The 22,692-nt window shown below is 60.1% G+C and carries 22 protein-coding genes; 12 read left to right on the top strand and 10 right to left on the bottom strand.

What is annotated here, in order from left to right:
• Window positions 1–13: 13 nt before the first annotated feature.
• On the bottom strand, window positions 14–1,051 hold the full coding sequence (gene mreB, locus PseAD21_RS13125; RefSeq protein ID WP_002555108.1) for a rod shape-determining protein MreB: 1,038 nt from the start codon (window positions 1,049–1,051) through the stop codon (window positions 14–16).
• A gap of 211 nt (window positions 1,052–1,262) precedes the next feature.
• Here mreB and gatC point away from each other — a divergent pair, with 211 nt between their 5' ends.
• The 6 genes from gatC (at window position 1,263) to PseAD21_RS13095 (ending at window position 6,489) form a co-directional block, all read left to right on the top strand.
• A complete protein-coding gene (gatC, locus tag PseAD21_RS13120; RefSeq protein ID WP_007901429.1) occupies window positions 1,263–1,550 on the top strand; it encodes an Asp-tRNA(Asn)/Glu-tRNA(Gln) amidotransferase subunit GatC in 288 nt (95 codons plus the stop codon).
• A 16-nt stretch (window positions 1,551–1,566) separates the two neighbouring features.
• Window positions 1,567–3,018, top strand: coding sequence for an Asp-tRNA(Asn)/Glu-tRNA(Gln) amidotransferase subunit GatA (gene gatA, locus PseAD21_RS13115; RefSeq protein WP_102356062.1), 1,452 nt, complete (start codon window positions 1,567–1,569; stop codon window positions 3,016–3,018).
• Window positions 3,019–3,028: 10 nt separating this feature from the next.
• On the top strand, window positions 3,029–4,474 hold the full coding sequence (gene gatB / locus PseAD21_RS13110) for an Asp-tRNA(Asn)/Glu-tRNA(Gln) amidotransferase subunit GatB (RefSeq protein WP_102356061.1): 1,446 nt from the start codon (window positions 3,029–3,031) through the stop codon (window positions 4,472–4,474).
• Window positions 4,475–4,629: 155 nt separating this feature from the next.
• Window positions 4,630–5,004 (top strand): septal ring lytic transglycosylase RlpA family protein, encoded by a 375-nt coding sequence (locus PseAD21_RS13105; RefSeq protein ID WP_102356060.1) that lies wholly within the window; start codon window positions 4,630–4,632, stop codon window positions 5,002–5,004.
• A gap of 46 nt (window positions 5,005–5,050) precedes the next feature.
• Window positions 5,051–6,112 (top strand): calcium/sodium antiporter, encoded by a 1,062-nt coding sequence (locus tag PseAD21_RS13100; RefSeq protein WP_102356059.1) that lies wholly within the window; start codon window positions 5,051–5,053, stop codon window positions 6,110–6,112.
• Window positions 6,109–6,489 (top strand): carboxymuconolactone decarboxylase family protein, encoded by a 381-nt coding sequence (locus tag PseAD21_RS13095; RefSeq protein ID WP_102356058.1) that lies wholly within the window; start codon window positions 6,109–6,111, stop codon window positions 6,487–6,489. The genes PseAD21_RS13100 and PseAD21_RS13095 overlap by 4 nt, the downstream gene beginning before the upstream one ends.
• A gap of 155 nt (window positions 6,490–6,644) precedes the next feature.
• Here the strand turns inward: PseAD21_RS13095 and PseAD21_RS13090 are convergent, their stop codons facing one another.
• From PseAD21_RS13090 to kdgD, 5 genes are all read right to left on the bottom strand, one after another.
• Window positions 6,645–7,586: an AEC family transporter gene (locus PseAD21_RS13090; protein ID WP_102356057.1), complete on the bottom strand. Its 942-nt coding sequence runs from the start codon at window positions 7,584–7,586 to the stop codon at window positions 6,645–6,647.
• A gap of 177 nt (window positions 7,587–7,763) precedes the next feature.
• A complete protein-coding gene (gene garD / locus PseAD21_RS13085; protein ID WP_102356056.1) occupies window positions 7,764–9,317 on the bottom strand; it encodes a galactarate dehydratase in 1,554 nt (517 codons plus the stop codon).
• An 11-nt stretch (window positions 9,318–9,328) separates the two neighbouring features.
• Window positions 9,329–10,693, bottom strand: a complete 1,365-nt coding sequence (locus PseAD21_RS13080; protein WP_102356055.1) for an MFS transporter — start codon at window positions 10,691–10,693, stop codon at window positions 9,329–9,331.
• Between the two features lie 99 nt (window positions 10,694–10,792).
• A complete protein-coding gene (locus PseAD21_RS13075) occupies window positions 10,793–12,238 on the bottom strand; it encodes an aldehyde dehydrogenase family protein (RefSeq protein ID WP_102356054.1) in 1,446 nt (481 codons plus the stop codon).
• Window positions 12,239–12,313: 75 nt separating this feature from the next.
• Window positions 12,314–13,225 (bottom strand): 5-dehydro-4-deoxyglucarate dehydratase, encoded by a 912-nt coding sequence (gene kdgD / locus PseAD21_RS13070; protein WP_102356053.1) that lies wholly within the window; start codon window positions 13,223–13,225, stop codon window positions 12,314–12,316.
• A gap of 237 nt (window positions 13,226–13,462) precedes the next feature.
• Between kdgD and PseAD21_RS13065 the strand changes: the two genes are divergently transcribed.
• The 3 genes from PseAD21_RS13065 (at window position 13,463) to PseAD21_RS13055 (ending at window position 15,545) form a co-directional block, all read left to right on the top strand.
• Entirely contained in the window at window positions 13,463–14,776 is a 1,314-nt protein-coding gene (locus tag PseAD21_RS13065; RefSeq protein WP_102356052.1) for a phospholipase, read from the top strand.
• 2 nt (window positions 14,777–14,778) lie between these two features.
• Entirely contained in the window at window positions 14,779–14,967 is a 189-nt protein-coding gene (locus PseAD21_RS13060) for a hypothetical protein (RefSeq protein WP_102356051.1), read from the top strand.
• A 215-nt stretch (window positions 14,968–15,182) separates the two neighbouring features.
• The gene (locus tag PseAD21_RS13055) at window positions 15,183–15,545 is read left to right on the top strand and encodes a hypothetical protein (RefSeq protein ID WP_102356050.1); all 363 of its coding nucleotides are present in this window, start codon (window positions 15,183–15,185) and stop codon (window positions 15,543–15,545) included.
• A gap of 7 nt (window positions 15,546–15,552) precedes the next feature.
• Here PseAD21_RS13055 and PseAD21_RS13050 read toward each other — a convergent pair whose 3' ends face one another.
• Together PseAD21_RS13050 and PseAD21_RS13045 are read right to left on the bottom strand one after the other, a co-directional pair.
• The gene (locus PseAD21_RS13050) at window positions 15,553–16,299 is read right to left on the bottom strand and encodes a FadR/GntR family transcriptional regulator (protein WP_177440032.1); all 747 of its coding nucleotides are present in this window, start codon (window positions 16,297–16,299) and stop codon (window positions 15,553–15,555) included.
• Window positions 16,300–16,493: 194 nt separating this feature from the next.
• The gene (locus PseAD21_RS13045) at window positions 16,494–18,221 is read right to left on the bottom strand and encodes an ABC transporter ATP-binding protein/permease (RefSeq protein WP_102356049.1); all 1,728 of its coding nucleotides are present in this window, start codon (window positions 18,219–18,221) and stop codon (window positions 16,494–16,496) included.
• A gap of 265 nt (window positions 18,222–18,486) precedes the next feature.
• On the opposite strand from PseAD21_RS13045, the gene PseAD21_RS13040 reads away from it, so the two are divergent.
• Window positions 18,487–18,813, top strand: coding sequence for a hypothetical protein (locus PseAD21_RS13040; RefSeq protein WP_102356048.1), 327 nt, complete (start codon window positions 18,487–18,489; stop codon window positions 18,811–18,813).
• 87 nt (window positions 18,814–18,900) lie between these two features.
• Here PseAD21_RS13040 and PseAD21_RS13035 read toward each other — a convergent pair whose 3' ends face one another.
• Together PseAD21_RS13035 and PseAD21_RS13030 are read right to left on the bottom strand one after the other, a co-directional pair.
• On the bottom strand, window positions 18,901–19,461 hold the full coding sequence (locus PseAD21_RS13035) for a response regulator transcription factor (RefSeq protein WP_003221630.1): 561 nt from the start codon (window positions 19,459–19,461) through the stop codon (window positions 18,901–18,903).
• Window positions 19,454–20,716 (bottom strand): ATP-binding protein, encoded by a 1,263-nt coding sequence (locus PseAD21_RS13030; protein ID WP_102356047.1) that lies wholly within the window; start codon window positions 20,714–20,716, stop codon window positions 19,454–19,456. Before PseAD21_RS13030 ends, PseAD21_RS13035 begins: the two co-directional genes overlap by 8 nt.
• Before the next feature lie 459 nt (window positions 20,717–21,175).
• On the opposite strand from PseAD21_RS13030, the gene PseAD21_RS13025 reads away from it, so the two are divergent.
• On the top strand, window positions 21,176–21,892 hold the full coding sequence (locus tag PseAD21_RS13025; RefSeq protein ID WP_102356046.1) for an SIMPL domain-containing protein: 717 nt from the start codon (window positions 21,176–21,178) through the stop codon (window positions 21,890–21,892).
• A gap of 37 nt (window positions 21,893–21,929) precedes the next feature.
• Window positions 21,930–22,151 (top strand): hypothetical protein, encoded by a 222-nt coding sequence (locus PseAD21_RS13020; protein ID WP_102356045.1) that lies wholly within the window; start codon window positions 21,930–21,932, stop codon window positions 22,149–22,151.
• Window positions 22,152–22,692 lie beyond the last annotated feature (541 nt).

Below are 22,692 nucleotides of genomic sequence, written 5' to 3'. Positions count from 1 at the left end.
TGCAAACCAGCACTTATTCGCTGGAGAGCAGGTCCATGGTGTGCTTGTCCATCATTTCCAATGCACGGCCACCGCCGCGAGCAACACAGGTCAGCGGGTCTTCGGCAACGATCACCGGCAGACCGGTTTCCTGGGCCAGCAACTTGTCGAGGTCACGCAACAGCGCGCCACCACCGGTCAGCACCAGGCCACGCTCGGCGATGTCGGAAGCCAGTTCCGGCGGCGACTGCTCCAGCGCGCTTTTCACGGCCTGAACGATGGTTGCCAGGGACTCTTGCAGAGCTTCCAGCACTTCGTTGGAGTTCAGGGTGAATGCACGTGGAACGCCTTCGGCCAGGTTACGACCGCGAACGTCGACTTCGCGAACTTCGCCGCCCGGGTAGGCGGTGCCGATTTCCTGCTTGATGCGCTCGGCGGTCGATTCACCGATCAGGCTGCCGTAGTTGCGGCGCACGTAGGTGATGATCGCTTCGTCGAAGCGGTCGCCGCCAACGCGCACGGATTCGGCATACACCACACCGTTCAGGGAGATCAGCGCGATTTCAGTGGTACCACCACCGATATCCACGACCATCGAGCCGCGCGCTTCTTCAACCGGCAGGCCGGCACCGATCGCAGCAGCCATTGGCTCTTCGATCAGGAACACTTCACGCGCACCGGCACCAAGGGCCGATTCACGGATGGCTCGACGCTCAACCTGAGTGGATTTGCATGGAACGCAGATCAGCACACGAGGGCTGGGCTGCAGAAAGCTGTTTTCGTGAACCTTGTTGATAAAGTATTGCAGCATCTTTTCGCAGACGCTGAAATCGGCAATAACGCCGTCCTTCATCGGACGAATGGCAGCAATGTTGCCCGGCGTACGGCCGAGCATGCGCTTGGCTTCGGTGCCGACAGCAACGACACTTTTCTGGTTACCGTGTGTCCGAATGGCCACAACCGACGGCTCATTCAGGACGATACCGCGCTCGCGCACGTAAATAAGGGTGTTGGCAGTGCCCAGGTCAATGGAAAGATCGCTGGAAAACATGCCACGCAGTTTCTTGAACATGGGAAAGGGACCCTAGGCAACGCGTGGGTAAAAAAGTGCGGCAAACTCTAACAACGACAGGGATTTTGGGCAAGGCGCCAATATGTTAAATTGGCCGCTTTTCTGTGCACCAAGCCCCACAATCGCGGCCTTATGACCGTAGAAGTGCGGTAGTGTTCCGACAATCTAACACACGGACGCCGTCCGTTCTGTTTTCCACAGGAGAATCCCGATGGCGCTAGAACGCTCCGACGTGGAAAAAATCGCTCATCTGGCCTGCCTTGGCCTCAATGATGCCGATCTTCCACACATTACTTCCGCCCTCAACAGCATTCTCGGGCTGGTCGACGAAATGCAGGCCGTCAATACCGACGGTATCGAGCCTTTGGCCCACCCGCTGGAAGCCAGTCAGCGCCTGCGCGCCGACGTCGTGACCGAGACCAATCACCGCGAGGCTTACCAGTCCATCGCACCAGCGGTCGAAAACGGCCTGTATCTGGTTCCGAAAGTCATCGACTAAAGGGAAAGAGCCTGCAATGCATCAAATGACTCTGGCCGAGATCGCCCGCGGTCTCGCCGATAAAAAGTTTTCCTCCGAAGAGCTGACCAAAGTCCTGCTGGCGCGCATCACCCAGCTCGATCCGCAGCTCAACAGTTTCATCAGCCTCACCGAAGAGCTGGCCATCGAGCAGGCGAAAGCCGCCGATGCACGCCGCGCCAACGGTGAGAGCGGCGCCCTGCTGGGTGCGCCGATCGCTCACAAGGACCTGTTCTGCACCCAGGGCATTCGCACCAGCTGCGGCTCGAAGATGCTCGACAACTTCAAAGCCCCGTACGACGCCACCGTGGTTGCGAAACTGGCCGCTGCCGGCGCCGTGACCCTGGGCAAGACCAACATGGACGAATTCGCCATGGGTTCGGCCAACGAGTCGAGCTGGTACGGCGCGGTGAAAAACCCGTGGAATCTGGAACACGTACCGGGCGGTTCGTCCGGCGGTTCGGCGGCGGCGGTTGCCGCTCGTCTGTTGCCAGCGGCCACGGCCACCGACACCGGCGGCTCGATCCGTCAGCCAGCCGCGTTCACCAACCTCACCGGCCTGAAACCGACCTACGGTCGTGTTTCGCGCTGGGGCATGATTGCTTACGCCTCCAGCCTCGATCAGGGCGGCCCGTTGGCACGCACTGCCGAAGACTGCGCAATTTTGTTGCAAGGTATGGCCGGGTTCGACCAGAACGACTCCACCAGCATCGACGAGCCGGTTCCGGATTACTCCGCCAGCCTCAACACTTCGCTGCAGGGCCTGCGCATCGGCGTGCCGAAGGAATACTTCAGCGCCGGTCTCGACCCGCGCATCGCCGAGCTGATCCAGAACAGCATCAAAGAGCTGCAGAAGCTCGGTGCGGTGATCAAGGAAATCAGCCTGCCGAACATGCAGCACGCAATCCCTGCGTACTACGTGATCGCGCCGGCAGAAGCCTCCTCGAACCTGTCGCGTTTCGACGGCGTGCGTTTCGGCCACCGTTGCGAGCAGCCGAAAGACCTGATCGACCTGTACAAACGCTCCCGTGGCGAAGGCTTCGGCCCGGAAGTCCAGCGCCGGATCATGGTCGGCGCCTACGCGCTGTCCGCCGGTTACTACGACGCCTACTACCTCAAAGCGCAGAAGATCCGTCGTCTGGTGAAGAACGACTTCATGGCGGCCTTTAATGAAGTCGACATCATCCTCGGCCCGACCACGCCGAACCCGGCCTGGAAACTCGGCGCCAAGAACAGCGACCCGGTCGCTGCCTATCTGGAAGACGTCTACACCATCACCGCCAACCTCGCGGGCCTGCCGGGCCTGTCGATGCCGGCCGGTTTTGTCGATGGTCTGCCGGTTGGCGTGCAGTTGCTCGCGCCGTATTTCCAGGAAGGTCGCCTGCTCAATGTTGCGCACCAGTATCAGCTCAACACTGACTGGCACACCCGCACCCCAACCGGCTTCTGAGGAGACACACATGCAATGGGAAGTCGTGATCGGGCTGGAGATTCACACTCAGCTCACCACCCGGTCGAAAATCTTTTCCGGTAGTTCCACCACGTTCGGTTCCGAGCCGAACACCCAGGCCAGCCTGATCGACCTGGGCATGCCCGGCGTGTTGCCGGTGCTGAACCAGGAAGCCGTGCGCATGGCGGTGATGTTCGGTCTGGCGATTGACGCCGAGATCGGTCAGCACAACGTGTTCGCCCGTAAAAACTACTTCTACCCAGACCTGCCGAAGGGCTACCAGATCAGCCAGATGGAGTTGCCGATCGTCGGCAAGGGCCACCTGGACATCGCCCTGGAAGACGGCACCGTCAAACGTGTCGGCATCACCCGCGCGCATCTGGAAGAAGACGCCGGCAAGAGCCTGCACGAAGAATTCAACGGTGCCACCGGCATCGACCTGAACCGTGCCGGCACGCCGCTGCTGGAAATCGTGTCCGAACCGGACATGCGCAGCGCCAAGGAAGCCGTGGCTTACGTCAAGGCGATCCACGCACTCGTGCGCTATCTGGGCATCTGCGACGGCAACATGGCTGAAGGCTCGCTGCGTTGCGACTGCAACGTGTCGATCCGTCCGAAAGGCCAGGTTGAATTCGGCACCCGCTGCGAGATCAAGAACGTCAACTCGTTCCGTTTCATCGAGAAGGCGATCAACTCCGAGATCCAGCGTCAGATCGAGTTGATCGAAGACGGCGGCAAAGTGATCCAGCAGACCCGTCTGTACGATCCGAACAAGGACGAGACCCGTCCGATGCGTTCCAAAGAGGAAGCCAACGACTACCGTTACTTCCCCGATCCGGACCTGCTGCCAGTGGTCATCGAAGAGTCGTTCCTGGGCGAGGTGCGCGCCACCCTGCCGGAACTGCCACCGCAGAAACGCGAGCGCTTCCAGGAGCAATTCGGTCTGTCGGTCTATGACGCCAGCGTCCTGGCCACCAGCCGCGAGCAAGCCGATTACTTCGAGAAAGTCGCGAGCATCGGCGGCGACGCCAAACTGGCAGCGAACTGGGTAATGGTCGAGTTGGGCAGCCTGCTCAACAAGCAAGGCCTGGACATCGACGAGTCGCCAGTGTCTGCCGAACTATTGGGCGGCATGCTGCAGCGCATCAAGGACAACACCATCTCCGGCAAGATCGCCAAGGTAGTGTTCGAAGCGATGGCCAACGGCGAAGGCAGCGCGGACGAGATCATCGACAAGCGCGGCCTCAAGCAAGTGACCGACACCGGCGCGATCTCCGCAGTGCTGGACGAAATGCTCGCGGCCAACGCCGAGCAAGTTGAACAATATCGTGCGGCTGATGAAGCCAAGCGCGGCAAAATGTTCGGCTTCTTCGTCGGCCAGGCCATGAAAGCCTCCAAAGGCAAGGCCAACCCGCAGCAAGTGAACGAACTGCTGAAAAGCAAGCTCGAAGGCTGACCACAATGGAGCCAGATCCAAAGCCTGGCTCCAATCCATGTGGGAGCAAACTTCTGTGGCAGCAGAGCTTCTGTGGTGAGGGGATTTATCCCCTCACTACAAAAGCTCGTATTCCACAAAGGATTATTCCCACAATTGTTTAGGGAAACCTTTGAATGAAGCGTCTGCTCATTGGCTGCGCCCTGCTCTCGCTACTGGCCGGTTGCGCCAGCAACGACATCATCGACCCGCACGGTTACGACCAGACCGGCGTCGCCTCCTATTACGGTGCCAAGCACCACGGTAAACGCACCGCCAGCGGCGAGGCGTTCAACCAGCATTCCCTGACCGCCGCCCATCGCCAACTGCCGTTCGGCACGCGGGTGAAGGTCACCAACCTGAAAAACGACAAATCCTGCATTGTGCGCATCAATGATCGCGGACCGCACACCCGTGGCCGCTTGATCGATGTCTCGCGTGAGGCTGCCGAACGACTTGGCATGCTCAGCAGCGGCACGGCGCGGGTTCGTATACAGGCTCTCGACGACTGATGGAGCGCTGACTATTTTTGCTCTGGCCGATTTACCGCTGATCAACGTGATCGAACTGCTCAGCGGCCTGTTTCTGCTGATCATCGGCGCCGAACTGATGGTACGCGCCGCTGTGCGTCTGGCCGCGCGCCTGCACGTGCGTCCGCTGATCATCGGCCTGACCATCGTCGCTCTCGGCAGCAGCGCCCCGCAAATGGCCGTCAGCTTGCAGGCGACACTGGCGCACAACCCCGACATCGCCGTCGGCAGCGTGATCGGCAGCAGTATCTTCAACATCCTGGTGACCCTCGGTCTGTCGGCGCTGATCATTCCGCTGCGGGTCTCCAGGCAACTGGTGCGCCTGGACATCCCACTGATGATCGGCGCCAGCCTGCTGGTGTTCGTCCTCGCGTGGAATGAACAGATCGGCCGCTTCGACGGCATTCTGTTGCTCGCCGCGCTGGCGCTGTATCTGGGCCTGCTGCTGCGCCAGTCGCGGCACTCGGCCCGGCCGCATTCGGAATTGCCGAACACGCCGCACGCACCGTGGTTCAGCAGTTTGCTGATGATCGTCGTTGGTTTGGCGCTGCTGGTGTTCGCCGGGCATTTGCTGCTGGGCGCGGCCGTGGCGGTGGCGACTGACCTGGGCTTCTCCGAGCGAGTGATCGGCCTGACCGTGGTCGCGGTCGGCACCTCATTGCCGGAACTCGCCACCTCGCTGATCGCCGCATTGCGCGGCCAGCGCGACATTGCGGTGGGCAACGTGATCGGCGCCAACCTGTTCAACCTGCTAGGGGTGCTCGGCATCACCGCGCTGATCGCACCAACCCCCTTGTCGGTGTCGCCCAACGCGCTGGATTTCGACCTGCCGGTGATGCTCGGCGTCGCCGCGCTTTGCCTGCCGGTGTTCTATTCCGGCTACCGCGTGACCCGTGCCGAAGGTTTGTTGCTGCTCGGTTTGTACCTGGCTTACGGGCTGCATGTGGTGTCGTTCACCACCGGCATGCCGCTGGCCGGCAAACTGGAAAAACTGATGCTGTTTTACGTGCTGCCGACGCTGCTGGCGTTCCTGTTGTTCACGTCCGTACGCGCCTGGCGCCGCCAACACCACAAGAGGGATGTGCCATGACCGATTCGAAGAAATCCGGGGTTGAAATCCGCCGTCAGGTAATGGGCGATGCGTTCGTTGATCGCGCGCTCGGCAACGCCACCGAGTTCACTCAGCCCTTGCAGGATTTCGTCAATGAACACGCCTGGGGTGGTGTGTGGAATCGCGAAGGTCTGCCGCTGAAAACCCGCAGCCTGATCACCCTGGCGGCGCTGACGGCATTGAAGTGCCCGCAGGAATTGAAAGGCCACGTGCGCGGTGCACTGAACAATGGCTGCACAGTGGAAGAGATTCGTGAGGCGCTGCTGCATTGCGCGGTGTATGCCGGCGTGCCGGCGGCGATTGATGCGTTTCGCGCGGCGCAGGAAGTGATCGACAGCTACCAGAAACCTGAGTGACTGATTGAAATTCGAGTAATCCGATCTGACGCCTTCGCGAGCAAACCCGCTCCCACAAGGTTCTTTGGTGTTATTGAAATCTGATTAACAACACAAAACCTGTGGGAGCGGGCTTGCTCGCGAAGAGGCCCTTTGCGCCACTGAAGATCTGTCAGTCAGATCCAGCCACCCCACTGCAACACAAAGATCCCGACATTGGTGGTCACCGCCGCCATCAGCGTGGTCAGCACAATGATCGCCGCCGCCAGCTCATGATTGCCCTGCGCCGCCCGGGCCATGACGAAACTGGCTGCCGCCGTCGGGCTGCCGAAGTACAGAAACAGAATCCCCAGCTCCGCCCCGCGAAAACCCCACAGCCACGCGCCGAGCGTCGCCAGCACTGGCAGGCCGATCATCTTCAGCAGGCTGGAACTGAGCGCCATGCTCCCGCTCTTGCGCAGCGCCGCCAGTGACAGCGTCCCGCCGATGCAGATCAGCGCCAGCGGCAAGGTGGTTTGCGCCAGATACTGGCCAGAGGTTTCCAGCCAGCCCGGCAGGCTGATCTTGAACCAGGCGAACGGCGCGGCAGCAATCACGCTGATGATCAGCGGGTTGCTGAACACGCTTTTGCAGATGCTCCACGGATCGGACTTGATCACCGGGCTGTACACCGCCAGCACGATGGTCGACAGGGTGTTGTAGAACAGGATCACCAGCGCCGCGAGGATCGCCCCGAGGGAAATCCCGTAGTCGCCGTACATGCTCGCCGCCAGTGCCAGGCCGATCACTCCGTTGTTGCCGCGAAACGCGCCCTGGGTATAGATACCGCGATCCTCGCGCGGGCAACGAAAAATCGCCCAACCCCAGGCCAGGGCGAAACTCGCCAGCGTGGCGAGCGCGAAGTAGATCAGCAGCGCCGGTTGCAAAGCAGCGTGCAGGTCGGCATGCAGGATTCCGAGAAACAGCAGCGCCGGCATGCTGACGTTGAACACCAGCGATGAGGCGGTGTGGATGAAGTTGTCGTTGATCCAGTCGATGCGTTTGAGCAACACCCCGAGAAACAGCATGGCGAACACCGGCGCGGTGATGTTCAGGGTTTCGAGGAAGATTGCCAGCATGCCGGAGAGCCTTGGGTGAGCGTCGTCAGGGGACTAATGATATGCCACTTTCACCCCGATCGTTCCCACGCTCTGCGTGGGAACGCCTCCTGTGACGCTCCGCGTCACGCTTTTGAGACGCGGAGCGTCCCGGGCTGCATTCCCACGCGGAGCGTGGGAACGATCAACGGCTCGGTATCAAGTAATCGGCGCCGGATTGAACAGGGTGATGTCGTTATGCAGCTTGTGCTTCTCCGCCCAGGTCTGCTGCTTGCCGCTCGCCACATCCAGGTAGTAGTGGAACAGCTCCCAGCCCAACTCCTCTATCGACGCCCGACCGGTGGCAATCCGTCCGGCATCGATGTCGATCAGGTCCGGCCAGCGCTGCGCCAGCTCGGTCCGGGTCGAGACCTTGACCACTGGCGCCATCGCCAATCCATACGGCGTACCCCGCCCGGTGGTGAACACATGCAGGTTCATCCCCGCCGCCAGTTGCAACGTGCCGCAGACAAAATCGCTGGCCGGGGTCGCGCAGAAAATCAGCCCTTTGCGTTTGAAGCGCTCGCCCGGGCCGAGCACGCCGTTGATCGCACTGCTGCCGGATTTGACGATCGAGCCCAGCGACTTCTCGACAATGTTCGACAGCCCGCCCTTCTTGTTGCCCGGCGTGGTGTTGGCGCTGCGATCCGCCTCGCCCTTGGCCAGGTAATGGTCGTACCAGTCCATCTCACGCACCAGTTCCTCGGCAACGGTTTTGGTTTCGGCGCGTGAAGTCAGCAGGTAAATCGCATCGCGCACTTCGGTGACTTCGGAAAACATCACCGTCGCCCCCGCACGCAACAACAAGTCCGAGGCGTAGCCCAGCGCCGGGTTGGCAGTGATCCCGGAAAACGCATCACTGCCACCGCACTGCATGCCGAGGATCAGCTCAGAGGCCGGCACGGTCTCGCGGCGGCGCTGGTCGAGCTTCTTCAAACGGACTTCCGCCAGCGCCATGATCTGCTCGATCATCTCAGTGAAACCGTGACTGGAATCCTGCAGGCGATACAGCCACGGCTCGCTCAGATCGACCGACGCATCGTCCTCGTGCATCACCTGCCCGGCCTGCAGTTTCTCGCAACCAAGGCTGATCACCAGCGCTTCGCCCCCCAGGTTCGGGTTGCGCGCCAGATTGCGCACAGTGCGGATCGGGATGTACGCATCGGTGGCGGTGATCGCCACGCCGCAGCCGTAACTGTGGGTCAACGCCACCACGTCATCGACGTGTGGATATTTCGGCAGCAGCTCGTCCTTGATGCGTTTCACCGCGTGATCGAGCACGCCGGTAACGCACTGCACCGTGGTGGTGATGCCAAGAATATTGCGCGTACCAACGGTGCCATCGGCATTGCGATAACCCTCGAAGGTGAAGCCTTCCAGCGGCGCCTGTGCGGCCGGCACTTCGGTGGACAGCGGCAGGCTGTCCAGCGGCGGCGCGGTCGGCATGCGCAGTTGATCTTCCTTGACCCAACTGCCACGCGGGATCGGCTGCAACGCGTAGCCGATGGTCTGGCCGTAGCGAATCACCTGGCCGCCCTCGGGAATGTCCTCGAGGGTGACCTTGTGGCTCTGCGGCACAAAGTCCACGGTCAGCAGACCGTCCGGGAACTCGGTGCCGGCCGGTACGCCTTGGTCGTTGACCACAATCACTACGTTGTCCCGCTCGTGCAGGCGGATGTAGCGCGGCGAGTCGGAATGTTCAATCAACTGCATGACGCCGCTCCTCAGGAATGCGCTTGAGACAATTTGCCGGTGATTTCAGAACCACCGTTGGTTGGCGGCTCTTTGAGCACCACCCGTTTGATCGGGCCGACGATCACCAAATAGCTGAACACCGCGACCAGTGCGTTGGCGCCGACAAACACCAGCGCCCATTTGAACGAACCGGTGGAGCTGATGATGTAGCCAATCACGATCGGTGTGGTGATCGAAGCGATGTTGCCGAACATGTTGAACAGACCGCCACTGAGGCCGGCGATCTGCTTCGGCGACGTATCGGAAACCACCGCCCAGCCCAGCGCACCGACGCCTTTGCCGAAGAAGGCCAGGGCCATGAAGCCGACCACCATCCATTCGATATCAACATAGTTGCAGGCGACAATACTGCTCGACACCAGCAAGCCACCAATGATTGGCGCCTTGCGAGCGAAGGTCAGCGAATGGCCCTTGCGCAGCAGGTAATCGGAAATCACCCCGCCGAGCACGCCACCGATGAAACCGCAGATTGCCGGCAGCGAAGCAATGAAACCGGCCTTGAGAATGGTCATGCCGCGTTCCTGCACCAGGTACACCGGGAACCAGGTCAGGAAGAAATAGGTAATGCCGTTGATGCAGTACTGGCCCAGATAAACGCCGAGCATCATGCGGTTGGTCAGCAACTGGCGAATGTAATCCCACTTCGGTCCGTCAGTCTTTTTGCCTTGTTTCACGTCCATGTCGACCATGCCGCCGTTGTCGGCGATGAACTGCACTTCGGCATCGTTGACCATCGGGTGTTGACGCGGGCTGTGGATAACCTTGAGCCAGATCCCCGAGAAGACGATGCCAAACACGCCCATGACGATGAACACATGTTCCCAGCCGAAGGTGTAGACGATCCAGCCCATCAGCGGTGCGAACAGCACGGTGGCGAAGTATTGCGCCGAGTTGAAGATCGCCGAGGCGGTGCCACGTTCTGCGGTCGGGAACCACGCCGCGACGATACGCGCGTTACCGGGGAACGATGGCGCTTCGGCCAGCCCCACCAGAAAGCGCAACATGAACAGCGCGACAATCGCCGTGGACATGCCGAACTCACCGACAAAGCCTTGCAGCACGGTGAACAGCGACCAGCAGAAAATGCTCAGCGCATAGACTTTTTTCGAGCCGAAGCGATCGAGCAGCCAGCCACCGGGAATCTGCCCGGCCACGTAGGCCCAACCGAAAGCGGAGAAGATATAACCGAGGGTGACCGCGTCGATACCGAGGTCTTTTTGCAGGCTGGAACCGGCGATGGCGATCGTGGCGCGATCGGCGTAGTTGATCGTGGTCACCAGGAACAGCATGAGCAGGATCAAATAGCGGACGTGAGTCGGCTTGGACGATTGCATGTAGATGTACTCCCACTGATTATTTTTATGCGCGGGTGAATCTTCTTGGGTCTGTCATCTGTGGGGGCTGCAAGCCAGCCCCCACAGGTATTGCAGGTATCAGGAACCGATGTAGGCCGTTTTCACGACTGTGTAGAACTCTTGCGCATAGCGGCCTTGCTCACGTGAGCCATAGGATGAACCCTTACGGCCACCGAACGGAACGTGATAATCGACACCGGCGGTCGGCAGGTTGACCATCACCATCCCGGCCTGGGAATGACGCTTGAAGTGGTTGGCGTACTTCAGCGAAGTCGTCGCGATACCCGCCGACAGACCGAACTCGGTGTCGTTGGCCATCGCCAGCGCCGCCTCGTAATCGGCCACGCGAACGATGTTGGCCACCGGGCCGAAGATCTCTTCACGGCTGATGCGCATCGACGCTTCGCTGTCGGCAAACAGCGTTGGCGCGAGGAAGTAACCTTCGGTGTCGCAAGTCACCAGACCACCGCCGCTGACCACACGCGCACCTTCGCTCTGGCCGATGTCGATGTACTTCAGGTCCTGTTCCAGTTGCGCTTGCGAGACCACCGGACCGATGTCGGTGCCGGACTTCAGCGCATGACCGACCTTGATCGACTGCATGCGCTCGGCCATCGCCTCGACGAACTTGTCGTGAATTCCGGCGGTGACGATCAAGCGACTCGATGCCGTGCAACGCTGGCCGGTGGAGTAGAACGCGCTCTGCACCGACAGCTCGACCGCTTGTTTGAGGTCGGCGTCGTCGAGAATGATCTGCGGGTTCTTGCCGCCCATTTCCAGTTGTACTTTGGCTTGGCGCGAAACGCAGTTGACTGCGATCTGCCGACCCACGCCAACCGAGCCGGTGAAGCTGATGCCGTCGACTTTCGGGCTCTGCACCAACGCATCGCCAACCACGCGACCGCTACCCATCACCAGGTTGAACACGCCGGCCGGGAAGCCTGCGCGGGAGATGATTTCTGCCAGCGCCCAGGCGCAACCCGGCACCAGGTCCGCCGGTTTCAGCACCACGCAGTTGCCGTAGGCCAGAGCCGGGGCGATCTTCCACGCTGGGATCGCAATCGGGAAGTTCCACGGAGTGATCAGACCGACCACGCCGAGGGCTTCGCGAGTCACTTCGACGTTGACGCCCGGGCGCACCGACGGCACGTAGTCGCCGGACAGACGCAGGCATTCACCGGCGAAGAATTTGAAAATGTTGCCGGCGCGGGTCACCTCGCCGATGGCTTCGGGCAGGGTCTTGCCCTCTTCACGGGCCAACAAAGTACCGAGCTCTTCGCGACGAGCCAGAATCTCAGTACCGACTTTATCCAGCGAATCGTGACGGGCCTGAATGCCGGAGGTCGACCAGGCCGGGAACGCGGCGCGGGCCGCATCGATGGCGGCGTTAACCTGAGTCAGGTCAGCCTTGGCGTAATCGCCGATGGTGTCGCTCAGTTCGGACGGGTTGATGTTGGCCGAGTAGTCGGCACCGGCGACCCATTCGCCGTTGATGTAGTTGTCGTAGCGTTTTGCATTTGTCACAGGGGCAGCCCTCAAATCTCAAAGCCTTCACGCAAAAAGCCGCTGATTGCTCAGCGGCCTCGCTTTTATCGGGTGTTACTGCGCACCTTGCTTGTCGATCAGCGCGGCGAGCATTTCGTACTCTTCGCCGGTCAGATCGGTCAGCGGCGCCCGCACCGGGCCTGCGTCATGGCCGGCGATTTTGGCCCCGGCCTTGACGATGCTCACGGCGTAACCGGCCTTGCGGTTGCGGATGTCGAGGTACGGCAGGAAGAAGTCATCGATGATCTTGCCGACGGTGGCGTGATCTTCACGGGCGATCGCGTGGTAGAAGTCCATCGCGGTTTTCGGGATGAAGTTGAACACCGCCGAGGAGTAAACCGGCACGCCCAGCGCCTTGTAGGCAGCAGCGTAGACTTCGGCGGTCGGCAGGCCACCGAGGTAGCTGAAGCGATCACCGAGGCGGCGACGGATCGACACCATCAGCTCGATATCGCCCAGGCCGTCCTTGTAGCCGATCAGGTTCGGGCAGCGCTCGGCCAGACGTTCCAGCAGCGCCGCGTTCAGACGGCAGACGTTGCGGTTGTAGACCACCACGCCGATGTTCACCGATTTGCACACCGCTTCAACGTGGGCGGCAACGCCATCCTGGCTGGCTTCGGTCAGGTAGTGCGGCAGCAGCAACAGGCCTTTGGCGCCCAGACGCTCGGCTTCCTGTGCGTACTCGATGGCCTGACGGGTCGAGCCGCCGACACCGGCCAGAATCGGCACGCTGGTGGCGCAGGTATCGACTGCAGTCTTGATGATTTCCGAATATTCACTGGCTGCCAGGGAGAAGAACTCACCGGTACCACCGGCGGCGAACAGTGCCGAAGCGCCGTACGGGGCCAGCCATTCCAGACGCTTGATGTAGCCGGCGCGGTTGAAATCGCCCTGAGCGTTGAAATCGGTGACCGGGAACGACAGCAGGCCGGCGGAGAGGATGGACTTCAGTTCTTGTGGATTCATTTTTCGAACACCCTGGGTAACAACGTTTTTTTGTGAGTTTTATGATTCAGCCAGCGCTGAAGTTGTAGGTCATCGTACAACTTAAAAAACAACCGTCAACTGCATTTCATCGCTGCCCGGCATTTTTTGTCGGACAAGATTCTTTCTTGACGTAGGAAAAATCTCGACTAGGATCGACTTTACTGTATATGCATACAGTTAAATTAAATCCACCGCCGACATATCAAGGAGAAAGAAATGTCCGGACTGCACCCCAAACCACAGGAAAGACCCAAGCCGGTTGTCGCCCGTTTCGATGATCTGTTCACCCCAAACGGCATCCGCTTCAGCGCCGACAACCCGCATCTGGTACTGCACATCGCCGATACTCACAGCGATGTCGAACCGGTCACCGCCCTCCCCCGCAAACCGCTCAAAGGCAAACCACAATTGCGCTTCGAAGGCGGCGAACACACGGCCATCGGTGACAACACCCTGCTGCGCTTCGTCGAAAACGCCGAACCGATCCGCGCGCAAAATGTGCAACTGCACTTGCCTAACGGACTCGCCCTGACCTATGGCCAGGTCGTGGCGCTGGCCGGCGATTTCTACGGGGTGGTCGACCGGCCGATCAACGAAGGCGCGACCCCGGCCGATCGCCTGAACCGCTTCAACGCCGCATTCGATTCCCTCGCCGTACTGCCGGCTTCTCGCGCCGAGGCACCGCAGATCCTCGCGGTCATGCAAAAAGAGATCGACGCGGTTAAACAAGCGATCAAGGACGGCAAGCCACCGCACGAAGCCTACGATGCATTAGGAGATACGTTGTCCGAAGAGTGGAACAAGCTCACCGGTGGTGGCAGTTTCGTCTCCGCGCTGTTCCCCCTCGGGCGATACCTGAAACTGGCAGCGAACAACGCCGACCACTTCGGTGAATGGGCCAGACTGGCTTACATCGCCGGCCATACCGCCGCCCTGCAGACCGCCGTCGCGGCCCGCGCCAATCACGATGAACAACAACTGGAACGGGCCTACGCGATGAACGCGTTCGCCGACCACTTCCTCACCGACCTGTTCTCCTCCGGCCACCTGCGCGTGCCGCGCAAAGAGATGGCAGCGGTGGTGACCCCGAGCGATCTCGGCTCGCTGGTGACGCGTTTCATGCACGACGAGGACAGCAAATTCGGCCTCAAGGTGCGCAACGCCCATGGCGATCAATGGCGCGCCTACGGCGACAAGCGCTACTTCGAGGCCAGCGACGCGGACAACCGCACCCAGGTCAATCTGGCGGTGCAGGCCTCGGCGGATGAAATCTTCGCCGCCTACCTCAGCGGTAATGTGCCCGCGCCGTCGGCGTACGCCGCACTGCAACGGCTGCCGGATCTGACGGCGGTACTGAATCTTTCCGACAACTTCTCGCCGCTGTTCCGCGTCGAGGGCGGCAAGGTGCTGCGGCGCAAAGACGTGAACAACCTCAACGACACCGCCACCATTGATGACTGGTGGGGCTGGAGCACGTACCTGCTGCTCAAGGACTACCACCCGACGGGCAACATCAATCAAGGAGAATGACCATGACGATCACATTGAAACTGGAACTGGCGTCGGGCCAATCGCTGCAAGGCGCACCGCTGGAGTTGCTGGCCGATGGCAAGCCGATTGCGCGGGGGGTTGTGGATCAATCAGGAGATGTAGCGTTTGCTGCCAAGCCTGGTAAAGCGCAACTGTCAGTGAGGGTGGATCGCTCGATATTGCCGCGCTGAATTCACCGGCCCCTTCGCGAGCAAGCCCGCTCCCACACTTGAAATGCATTTCAAGTGTGGGAGCGGGCTTGCTCGCGAAAGCGCTTTGTCGTTGCATGAATCAGCGGCTTACCGTTCGTCGAGACTGGTATTTATTACAGGTGCTTTGCTTTCGTGATCAAGACATTAATCAGGTCGTGCCGATATCGGCTTGGACGACCAAAAGGATCTTGAACATGAAAGACAAAAGCTTCGCTGTAACAATGCTGCCGGCTCCTTCGCTTAAAGAAGCGATTAATGGGGTGCTCTACGTTCATAACCTGATTGATCCCGCCCATGGGGAAGTGCCCGTGCTTCGAGACGCAGTCCCTGGGGACACGATCAAACTGACAGTGAGTAACTCGGACGGCTTCCTGGAATGGGATACAAAGATCGTACTGACTGATATCACCATCGAAAAGCCGATTGTATTGCCAATCCCGAAAGCGACGTTTGAAAGAATGCTCAATGCTGGAACGAACGCCGTATTGCAGTACTCCCTCGAAAGTGCGGGCAACCAAAAGCTTTCAATGCACCTGTCAATCGAGCTTAAAGACTGATTCAACCTCACCCCTGCGCCTGCGCCTCTTCATGAGCCTGGCGCAGTCTTTCGCGGCTGTTGGTCAAATGCAGGCGCATCGCCGCCCGCGCCGCGTCGGAATCCTGGCGGGCAATCGCCTCGTAGATTTCCTCGTGCTCACGGCTCAGGCGGTTCATGTAGTGCTGCTGATCATCGTGGGCCAGCCGCGCCGAATTCAGCCGGGTACGCGGAATGATGCTGGTGCCCAGGTGGGTCATGATGTCGGTGAAATAGCGGTTGCCGGTGGACAGGGCGATTTCCAGGTGGAAGGCGAAGTCCGACGCCACCGCATCGCTGGCGTGGGCCACGCTGTCGTTCAAGGCATCGAGGGCCGCGCGCATGGTTGCCAGTTGCTCGGGGCTGCGACGTTGCGCGGCAAGGCCGGCGGATTCCACTTCCAGGCTGATGCGCAATTCGAGAATGGCCAGCACGTCACGCAGGGTGACCACCGTGGCCGGGTCGATGCGGAAACCACTCGGGCTTGGCGTATCGAGCACGAAAGTGCCGATGCCGTGGCGGGTTTCCACCTGGCCTGCGGCCTGCAAACGGGAAATCGCCTCGCGCACCACGGTGCGGCTGACACCATGCTCCTGCATGATCGCCGACTCGGTGGGCAGCTTGTCGCCGCGCTTGAGCAGACCGTCGCGGATCTGCTCGGTCAGCACCGTCACCAGCTCCTGAGCCAGGCTGCGGCGCTTGCGCGGGAGGCGTGGGGTGTCGATCGGGTTTTCCATGGTTAACGTCTGGTCTCGAAAATTCGGCGTGGTTCGCATCATAGCGCAGGCGGGTTGTACGATCACTGTCGAGTCACAACAGCGCTTCTTGTAGGAGTGAGCCTGCTCGCGATTGCGGTTTCACATTCAACAAAGATGTCGACTGTTGCGCCGCTATCGCGAGCAGGCTCACTCCTACAGGGGCATGGTGGTGATCAGGCGGTCACGGCCTGTTCGACCAGATGCCCGCTGTCGATCCGCACATGCCGTGGGTGGAAGCGTTTGAGGCTGCTGCGGTGGCCGACGCTGACGATGCTCAGCCCCGGCAACTGATCGATCAGCGCCTGATACAGCGTCGCCTCGTCTTCTTCATCCATTGCCGACGTGGCTTCGTCCATGTACAGCCATTGCGGTGCGTAGAGCAGCGCGCGGGCGAAGGCCAGGCGTTGCTGCTCACCCGGCGACAGCATGCGCTGCCAGTGATTGGCTTCATCCAGACGCGCGACCAGGTGCGGCAGACGGCAGGTCTCCAGCACCTCGACGTAACGCTGCGGCGCGTAAGTGTCGCCCGGTTGTGGATAACTCAGGGCCTCGCGCAAGGTGCCGATCGGCAGGTACGGTTTCTGCGGCAGGAACAGATAGCGCGCCGCCGGCAGCCGGATGTTGCCGTGGCCCGCGGGCCACAAATGCCCCATCGCCCGCAACAGCGTGGACTTGCCGCTGCCGGAACGCCCGCTGAGCATTAACCGGTCACCCGGTTCCACCGTCATGTCGGCATTGGTCAGCAGGTGACGACCGTCGGCCAGGTCCAGGCCGAGATTGTGCACTTTCAATTCACTGCCCTGATTCTGCACATCGATGGCCGGGATGCGGTCTTCGTTGTCGGTCATGGCCTGACGGAAACTCAGCAGACGATCACAGGTGGCGCGCCATGCGGCAAGGTTCTGGTATGCACTGATGAACCAGCTGAAGCTCTCCTGGACATTGCCGAATGCCGAGCTGATTTGCATCAGTTCACCGAGTTCGATCTTGCCGGCGAGGTAACGCGGCGAGGCAACGATGAACGGGAAAATGATAGCTGCCTGGCTGTAACCAGCGGTGAAGAACGTCAGACGCTTGGACACTTTCATGATGTCCCAGAAGTTATGCCAGACATTGCCGAAGCGCCCACTCAAGCGGCGATTCTCGTTCGGTTCACCGTTATACAACGCGATGCTCTCGGCATTTTCGCGAATCCGCACCATGGAAAAACGCAGGTCGGCTTCAAAGCGTTGTTGTTGGTTGTTCAGGCCGATCAAGCGCCGACCGATCAAGTGCGTCAGCCAACTGCCCAGCACGGCGTAGACCAACACGCACCAGAACATGTAGCCGGGAATGGTGATGCCATAGACTTCAATGCTGCCCGACACGCCCCACAGAATGATCGAGAACGACACCAGGCTGACGATATTGCGCAGCAACCCGATACCCAACTCAAGGGTGTTGGAGGTGAAGTTGTTGAGGTCTTCGGAAATCCGCTGGTCCGGGTTATCGGTATAACCGCCCTGCTCCAGCTGGTAGTAATTCTTGTCGGCAAGCCAACGGGAGAAATGCTTTTCGGTCAGCCAGGCACGCCAGCGAATCGTCAGCATCTGCGTCAGATAAAGCCGATACACCGCGCCGATAATCGCCACCGCTGCAATCGCGCAGAAATACAGAATCAGCTGCCAGAACGCAGCTTCATCTTTCTTCTGCAAAGCGTTGTAGAAATCCTTGTACCAGGTGTTGAACCACACCGAGATCCCCACGCTGAGCAACGACAGCGCGATCACCGCAATCAGCAATGTCCAGGCCTTGCCCTTCTCTTCACTGCACCAGTAAGGCGTGATGATCCCCCACACCTTGCGAAAAAACTGCCCGCGCACAGCATCGTTGACCGCGGAATATTCAGCGTTCTGATTCATGGAAAAGGCTCGATAAAGAAAAGAACAGACACGCACCGATCATAGTTGATCGGTTCGTTTTATCGCGAGGGCTAGTCCGGCCCATTCAGGAAATGTTCAGCTTCAGAAACGTATCAGGCATATGGGCAACACCGTTCGTCGTGACTGTCAGAGTTGACAGTAGAGACCTGCTGTTCTCGATGATCAACTGCCGTGGCCTCCTGCACTCAACTTCCGTGAGCGTCAGGAGAACCCTACCCAACCCTGGCATCGAAAGGAATTGATCATGACTGCAGCAAAAAATCCACTCAACGCGCCAGCCAGCGAATCCATCGAAAACGAAAAACTGTCCATCAGCAAGCTGGGTGCAGCGGGTGCGACCTTCAGGCTTTCATCCAATGATCCGAAAGTCCATATCGGAAGCTTCTGGATCAGACAAGCCAACGAACAAAAAATCGAGGAGCAATCGACTAAAAAGAGTGAAGTCTCTTTTACGATTTCAAAAGCCGTTATCGAGACCTGGTTAGGGCTGCAACTCTTCGCACAATGCAACGCGATTCAAAATGGCGACGTTATCACTTCGCCAAAAACTCTCTTCACCGTTGTAGCTTGAACCCAAGCCGCTGCCCTTTAGCGCCGGGTAGCGGCTTTTGATTCAAAGTCTCATGGCACTCATGTGATTGACCCGAGCCAACAATCTTCAGCGACGAACCGGGCGCTTCTGCAGTTTGCGCTGCAGGGTGCGGCGGTGCATGCCCAGGGCGCGGGCAGTGGCGGAGATGTTGCCTTCGTGTTCGGTCAGCACACGCTGGATGTGTTCCCACTGCAGACGATCGACCGACATCGGGTTTTCCGGCACCAGGCTGTCGAGGTCAGCGTGCTCGGAGAGCAGCGCGGCCAGTACGTCGTCGGCGTCGGCCGGTTTGCACAGGTAGTTGCAGGCGCCGCGCTTGATCGCTTCGACCGCGGTGGCAATGCTCGAATAGCCGGTGAGGATCACCACGCGCATTTCCGGGTCCAGCTCCAGCAGCTTGGGCAGCAGCACCAGGCCGGAGTCGCCGTCCATTTTCAGGTCCAGCGCGGCGTAATCAGGCAAATCGGCCTGGGCGATGGTCAGACCTTCCTCGGCGGAACCTGCGGTGCTGACGCGAAAGCCACGGCGGGCCATGGCACGGGCCATCACCCGGGTGAAGGTCGCGTCGTCGTCGACCAGCAGCAAATGCGGCAGTTCTTCGCCTTCGACTTGGATTTCGTCACTCATGTTGGTCTCCTCGGGCGCCGTGGGGCAGGCGCAGCTCGGTGAGCGTGCCGCCTTCCTCATGACTATAGAGTTTCACTGAGCCGCCGGCGCGTGTCACGCTGGCCTTGCTCAAAAACAGGCCCAGGCCGAAACCTTTGCCCTTGGTGGTAAAAAACGGTTTGCCGATCTGTTCGGCGATGGCCAACGGCACACCGGCGCCGTGGTCACGAATGCTGATGGTCACGGTTTCCGCGTCCCAGTCCAACGTCACCTGGAGATTTTCCGGGCAGGCGTCGGCGGCATTGTTGAGCAAATTAAGCAGCGCCTGAGTCAGGTCCGGCGGCGGTGCCATGCGCGGCACGTTGCCCTGGCCGAGGCGGTGGAAGCGGTAACTGGCTTCCGGACGCATCAGGTGCCAGCGGTTCAGCGCTTCGTCGAGCCACTGGGTGACATCCTGCATTTCTACTGCCAGACGTCGGTTGGCCTCGGCGGCGCGCACCAGTTGTTGCAGGGTCTCTTTGCACAGTTTGACCTGATCCTGCAGCACCTTCAGATCGTCCTGCAGCATCGGGTCGGGATGATCCTGCTGCATTTCCTTGAGCAACACGCTCATGGTCGCCAGCGGCGTGCCGAGTTCATGGGCGGCGCCGGCGGCCTGAGTGGCGACAGCGAGCAACTGCTGATCACGCAGGCCCTCTTCGCGACGAATCGCCCGCAACTCCTCCTGACGACGCAGCTCTTCGGCCATGCGCGCAGCGAAGAAGGTGATCACCGCAGCAGCGAGGGCGAAGCTCAGCCACATGCCGTAGATCTGCAGGTTCTCGCGGGCGACCGGTAGGGTTTCCAGCGGATAGAAACGCGTGAGCATCACGGTGTACAGCGCCAGCGCGATACCCGACAGAATCACCGAATAACGCCACGGCAACGTCACCGCGGCGATGGTCAGCGGCACCAGATAATAGGACACGAACGGGTTGGTCGAACCGCCGGAGAAATACAGCAACGCACTGTGGATCACCAGATCACAGGCCAGTTGCAGGGCGTACTCGAGCTCGGTCACCGGCCACGATGTGCGCAGACGCACGGCGGTGAACACGCACAGCAGAATCGAGCAGCCGAGGGTCATCGCCAGTTGCACCCACGGCAACGGCAACAATTGCAGCCAGTAGGCCAGGCCTACGGAACCGGCCTGCGCGGCAAGTACCAGGGTGCGGATGAAAGTCAGCCGCCAGAGGTTCTGGCGAGTGGCGGAAGTCAGTTGTACGGGGGCGAGCATGAGCTCTCCTGATGAGCGCTCCAGGCGGATCGCACGGAGTATAACCAAGCCGCGACCCCGAGAGGCGAAAGTGCGGCAAACGACCACATGGCGCTGGCGGTAAATTCGGCTACTCGCATGCAATTCCCAAGGTTGAGGAGATCAACTGTGGTGAGGGGATTCATCCCCGATCGGCTACGCAGCAGTCGTAAAATCTGCAACCCCATTCTCCTGAAATAAATCTGGTTGCAGCATTTGGGGCGGCTTCGCCACCCATCGGGGATAAATCCCCTCACCACAGATTCCTCTCAGCTCAGAAATGCATGCCCCTGTGGGAGCGAGCCTGCTCGCGAATGGCTGCGCAGCAGCCCCCTGCATCTGTATAGAAGTTGTAACTGGGCGAACCCGGGCATAAAAGCTAGAGTCTGATGGTTTCACGCAGGGACGAACCAACACCTGCGCATTATTCAAGGAGCCTTCATGCACACCTTTCGCCGCAGCGCCGCCCTTCTCGCCCTGACCGTCGGCAGTGTCGCCAGCCTTCCGGCCCTGGCCGCCGATGAGCTGCACTACAACCAGATTTCCCTGCGCGCCGAAGTCAGCCAGGAAGTCGCCCGCGACCTGATGATCGTGACGCTCTACACCGAAGAGCAAAACACCGACCCGGCCAAACTCGCCGCCGACGTCAGCACCACCATGAACAAGGCGCTGGCCCAGGCCAAGCAAGTCAAGGACATCACCCTGCGCCAGGGCAGCCGCAACAGCTACCCGATCTACGACACTAAAGGCCAGAAGATCACCGGTTGGCGTGAACGCGCCGAACTGCGCCTGGAAAGCGCCGACTTCGCCGCCCTGTCCAAACTCACCGGCGAACTGCTGACCGACCTGAAAATGGGCGGCATGGACTTCGCCATCGCCGAGCCGACCCGCAAGGCCAGCGAAGACAAACTGCTCAAGGAAGCCGTCAGCGCCTTCAAGGCCCGCGCCCAACTGGCCACCGATGCCCTGGGCGGCAAGGGCTACAAAATCGTCAACCTGAACCTCAACAGCAACGGCTACCCACAACCGTACATGCGCGCCCCGATGATGATGAAAGCCGCCGGCATGGATTCAGCACCGGTGACGCCTGAAGTCGAAGCCGGCACCAGCCAGGTCAGCCTGACCGCCGATGGCTCGATCGAAGTGTTGATGCAGTGATTTGATGCGGGCTGAATGAAAAACCGGCGATCAGTGAATGATCGCCGGTTTTTTTGTGCCTGGAATTTGTGGTGAAAGATCCGACGCCTTCGCGAGCAGGCTCGCTCCCACATTTGGAATGCGATTTTCTGCGGGAGTGAGCCTGCTCGCGAAAAACGATGACGCGTTCTCAAGCCTGCGGATCAACCCGATCCAGCGCCCGGTTCACCGCCAGCTCGGCCAGACAAAAGTCTGCCCGCACAAAGCCGCCATAACGTAATTGCATACAGCGTACTGGCTGGCGGCAATTATGCGGGTATGGGCACTGAATGACTATGAACTGCCGGGTTCTCACGCCCGATCGCTGAATCTTCAGCGACAACCCAAGGCCAGAGAGCCGGCGTCCGACGGACAACCTGAAAACCTGAAAACCTTGTGGGAAGGTTCTGGTTATTTGAAACGATTTTAAACAGGCCAATCTGATTGGGTGACCGGGCGGGCCTCTTCGCGAGCAAGCCCGCTCCCACAGTGGGATTGGGTGTGGTCTGTTAAAGATTGGTCGGCTGGCAGGCAGCCATCGCGAGCAGGCTCACTCCTACAAATGGATCGCATGCAGCCTGCAAGACAATAGTCGGCTGTCAGGCAGGCTCCCACAGTTTTGATTTGCCTAAGCCCATGCGGCGCAGCCGCCCCACTCAACAGGATGAGCGCAAGCTCGGCTGCAGCTCTTGATCTTCTGGCCCCATCGGCAGGCTGAGTGGAGGGATTGATCCGGGGGTGGGAGCGTAGCGACCGTTTGGCGCAGCCAAACACAGCGAGAG

The organism is Pseudomonas sp. AD21 (genome assembly GCF_002878485.1).
Classification (GTDB): domain Bacteria; phylum Pseudomonadota; class Gammaproteobacteria; order Pseudomonadales; family Pseudomonadaceae; genus Aquipseudomonas.
The sequence above is the reverse complement of the archived record's forward strand: the minus strand, read 5'-3'. Positions and strand labels throughout refer to the sequence as shown.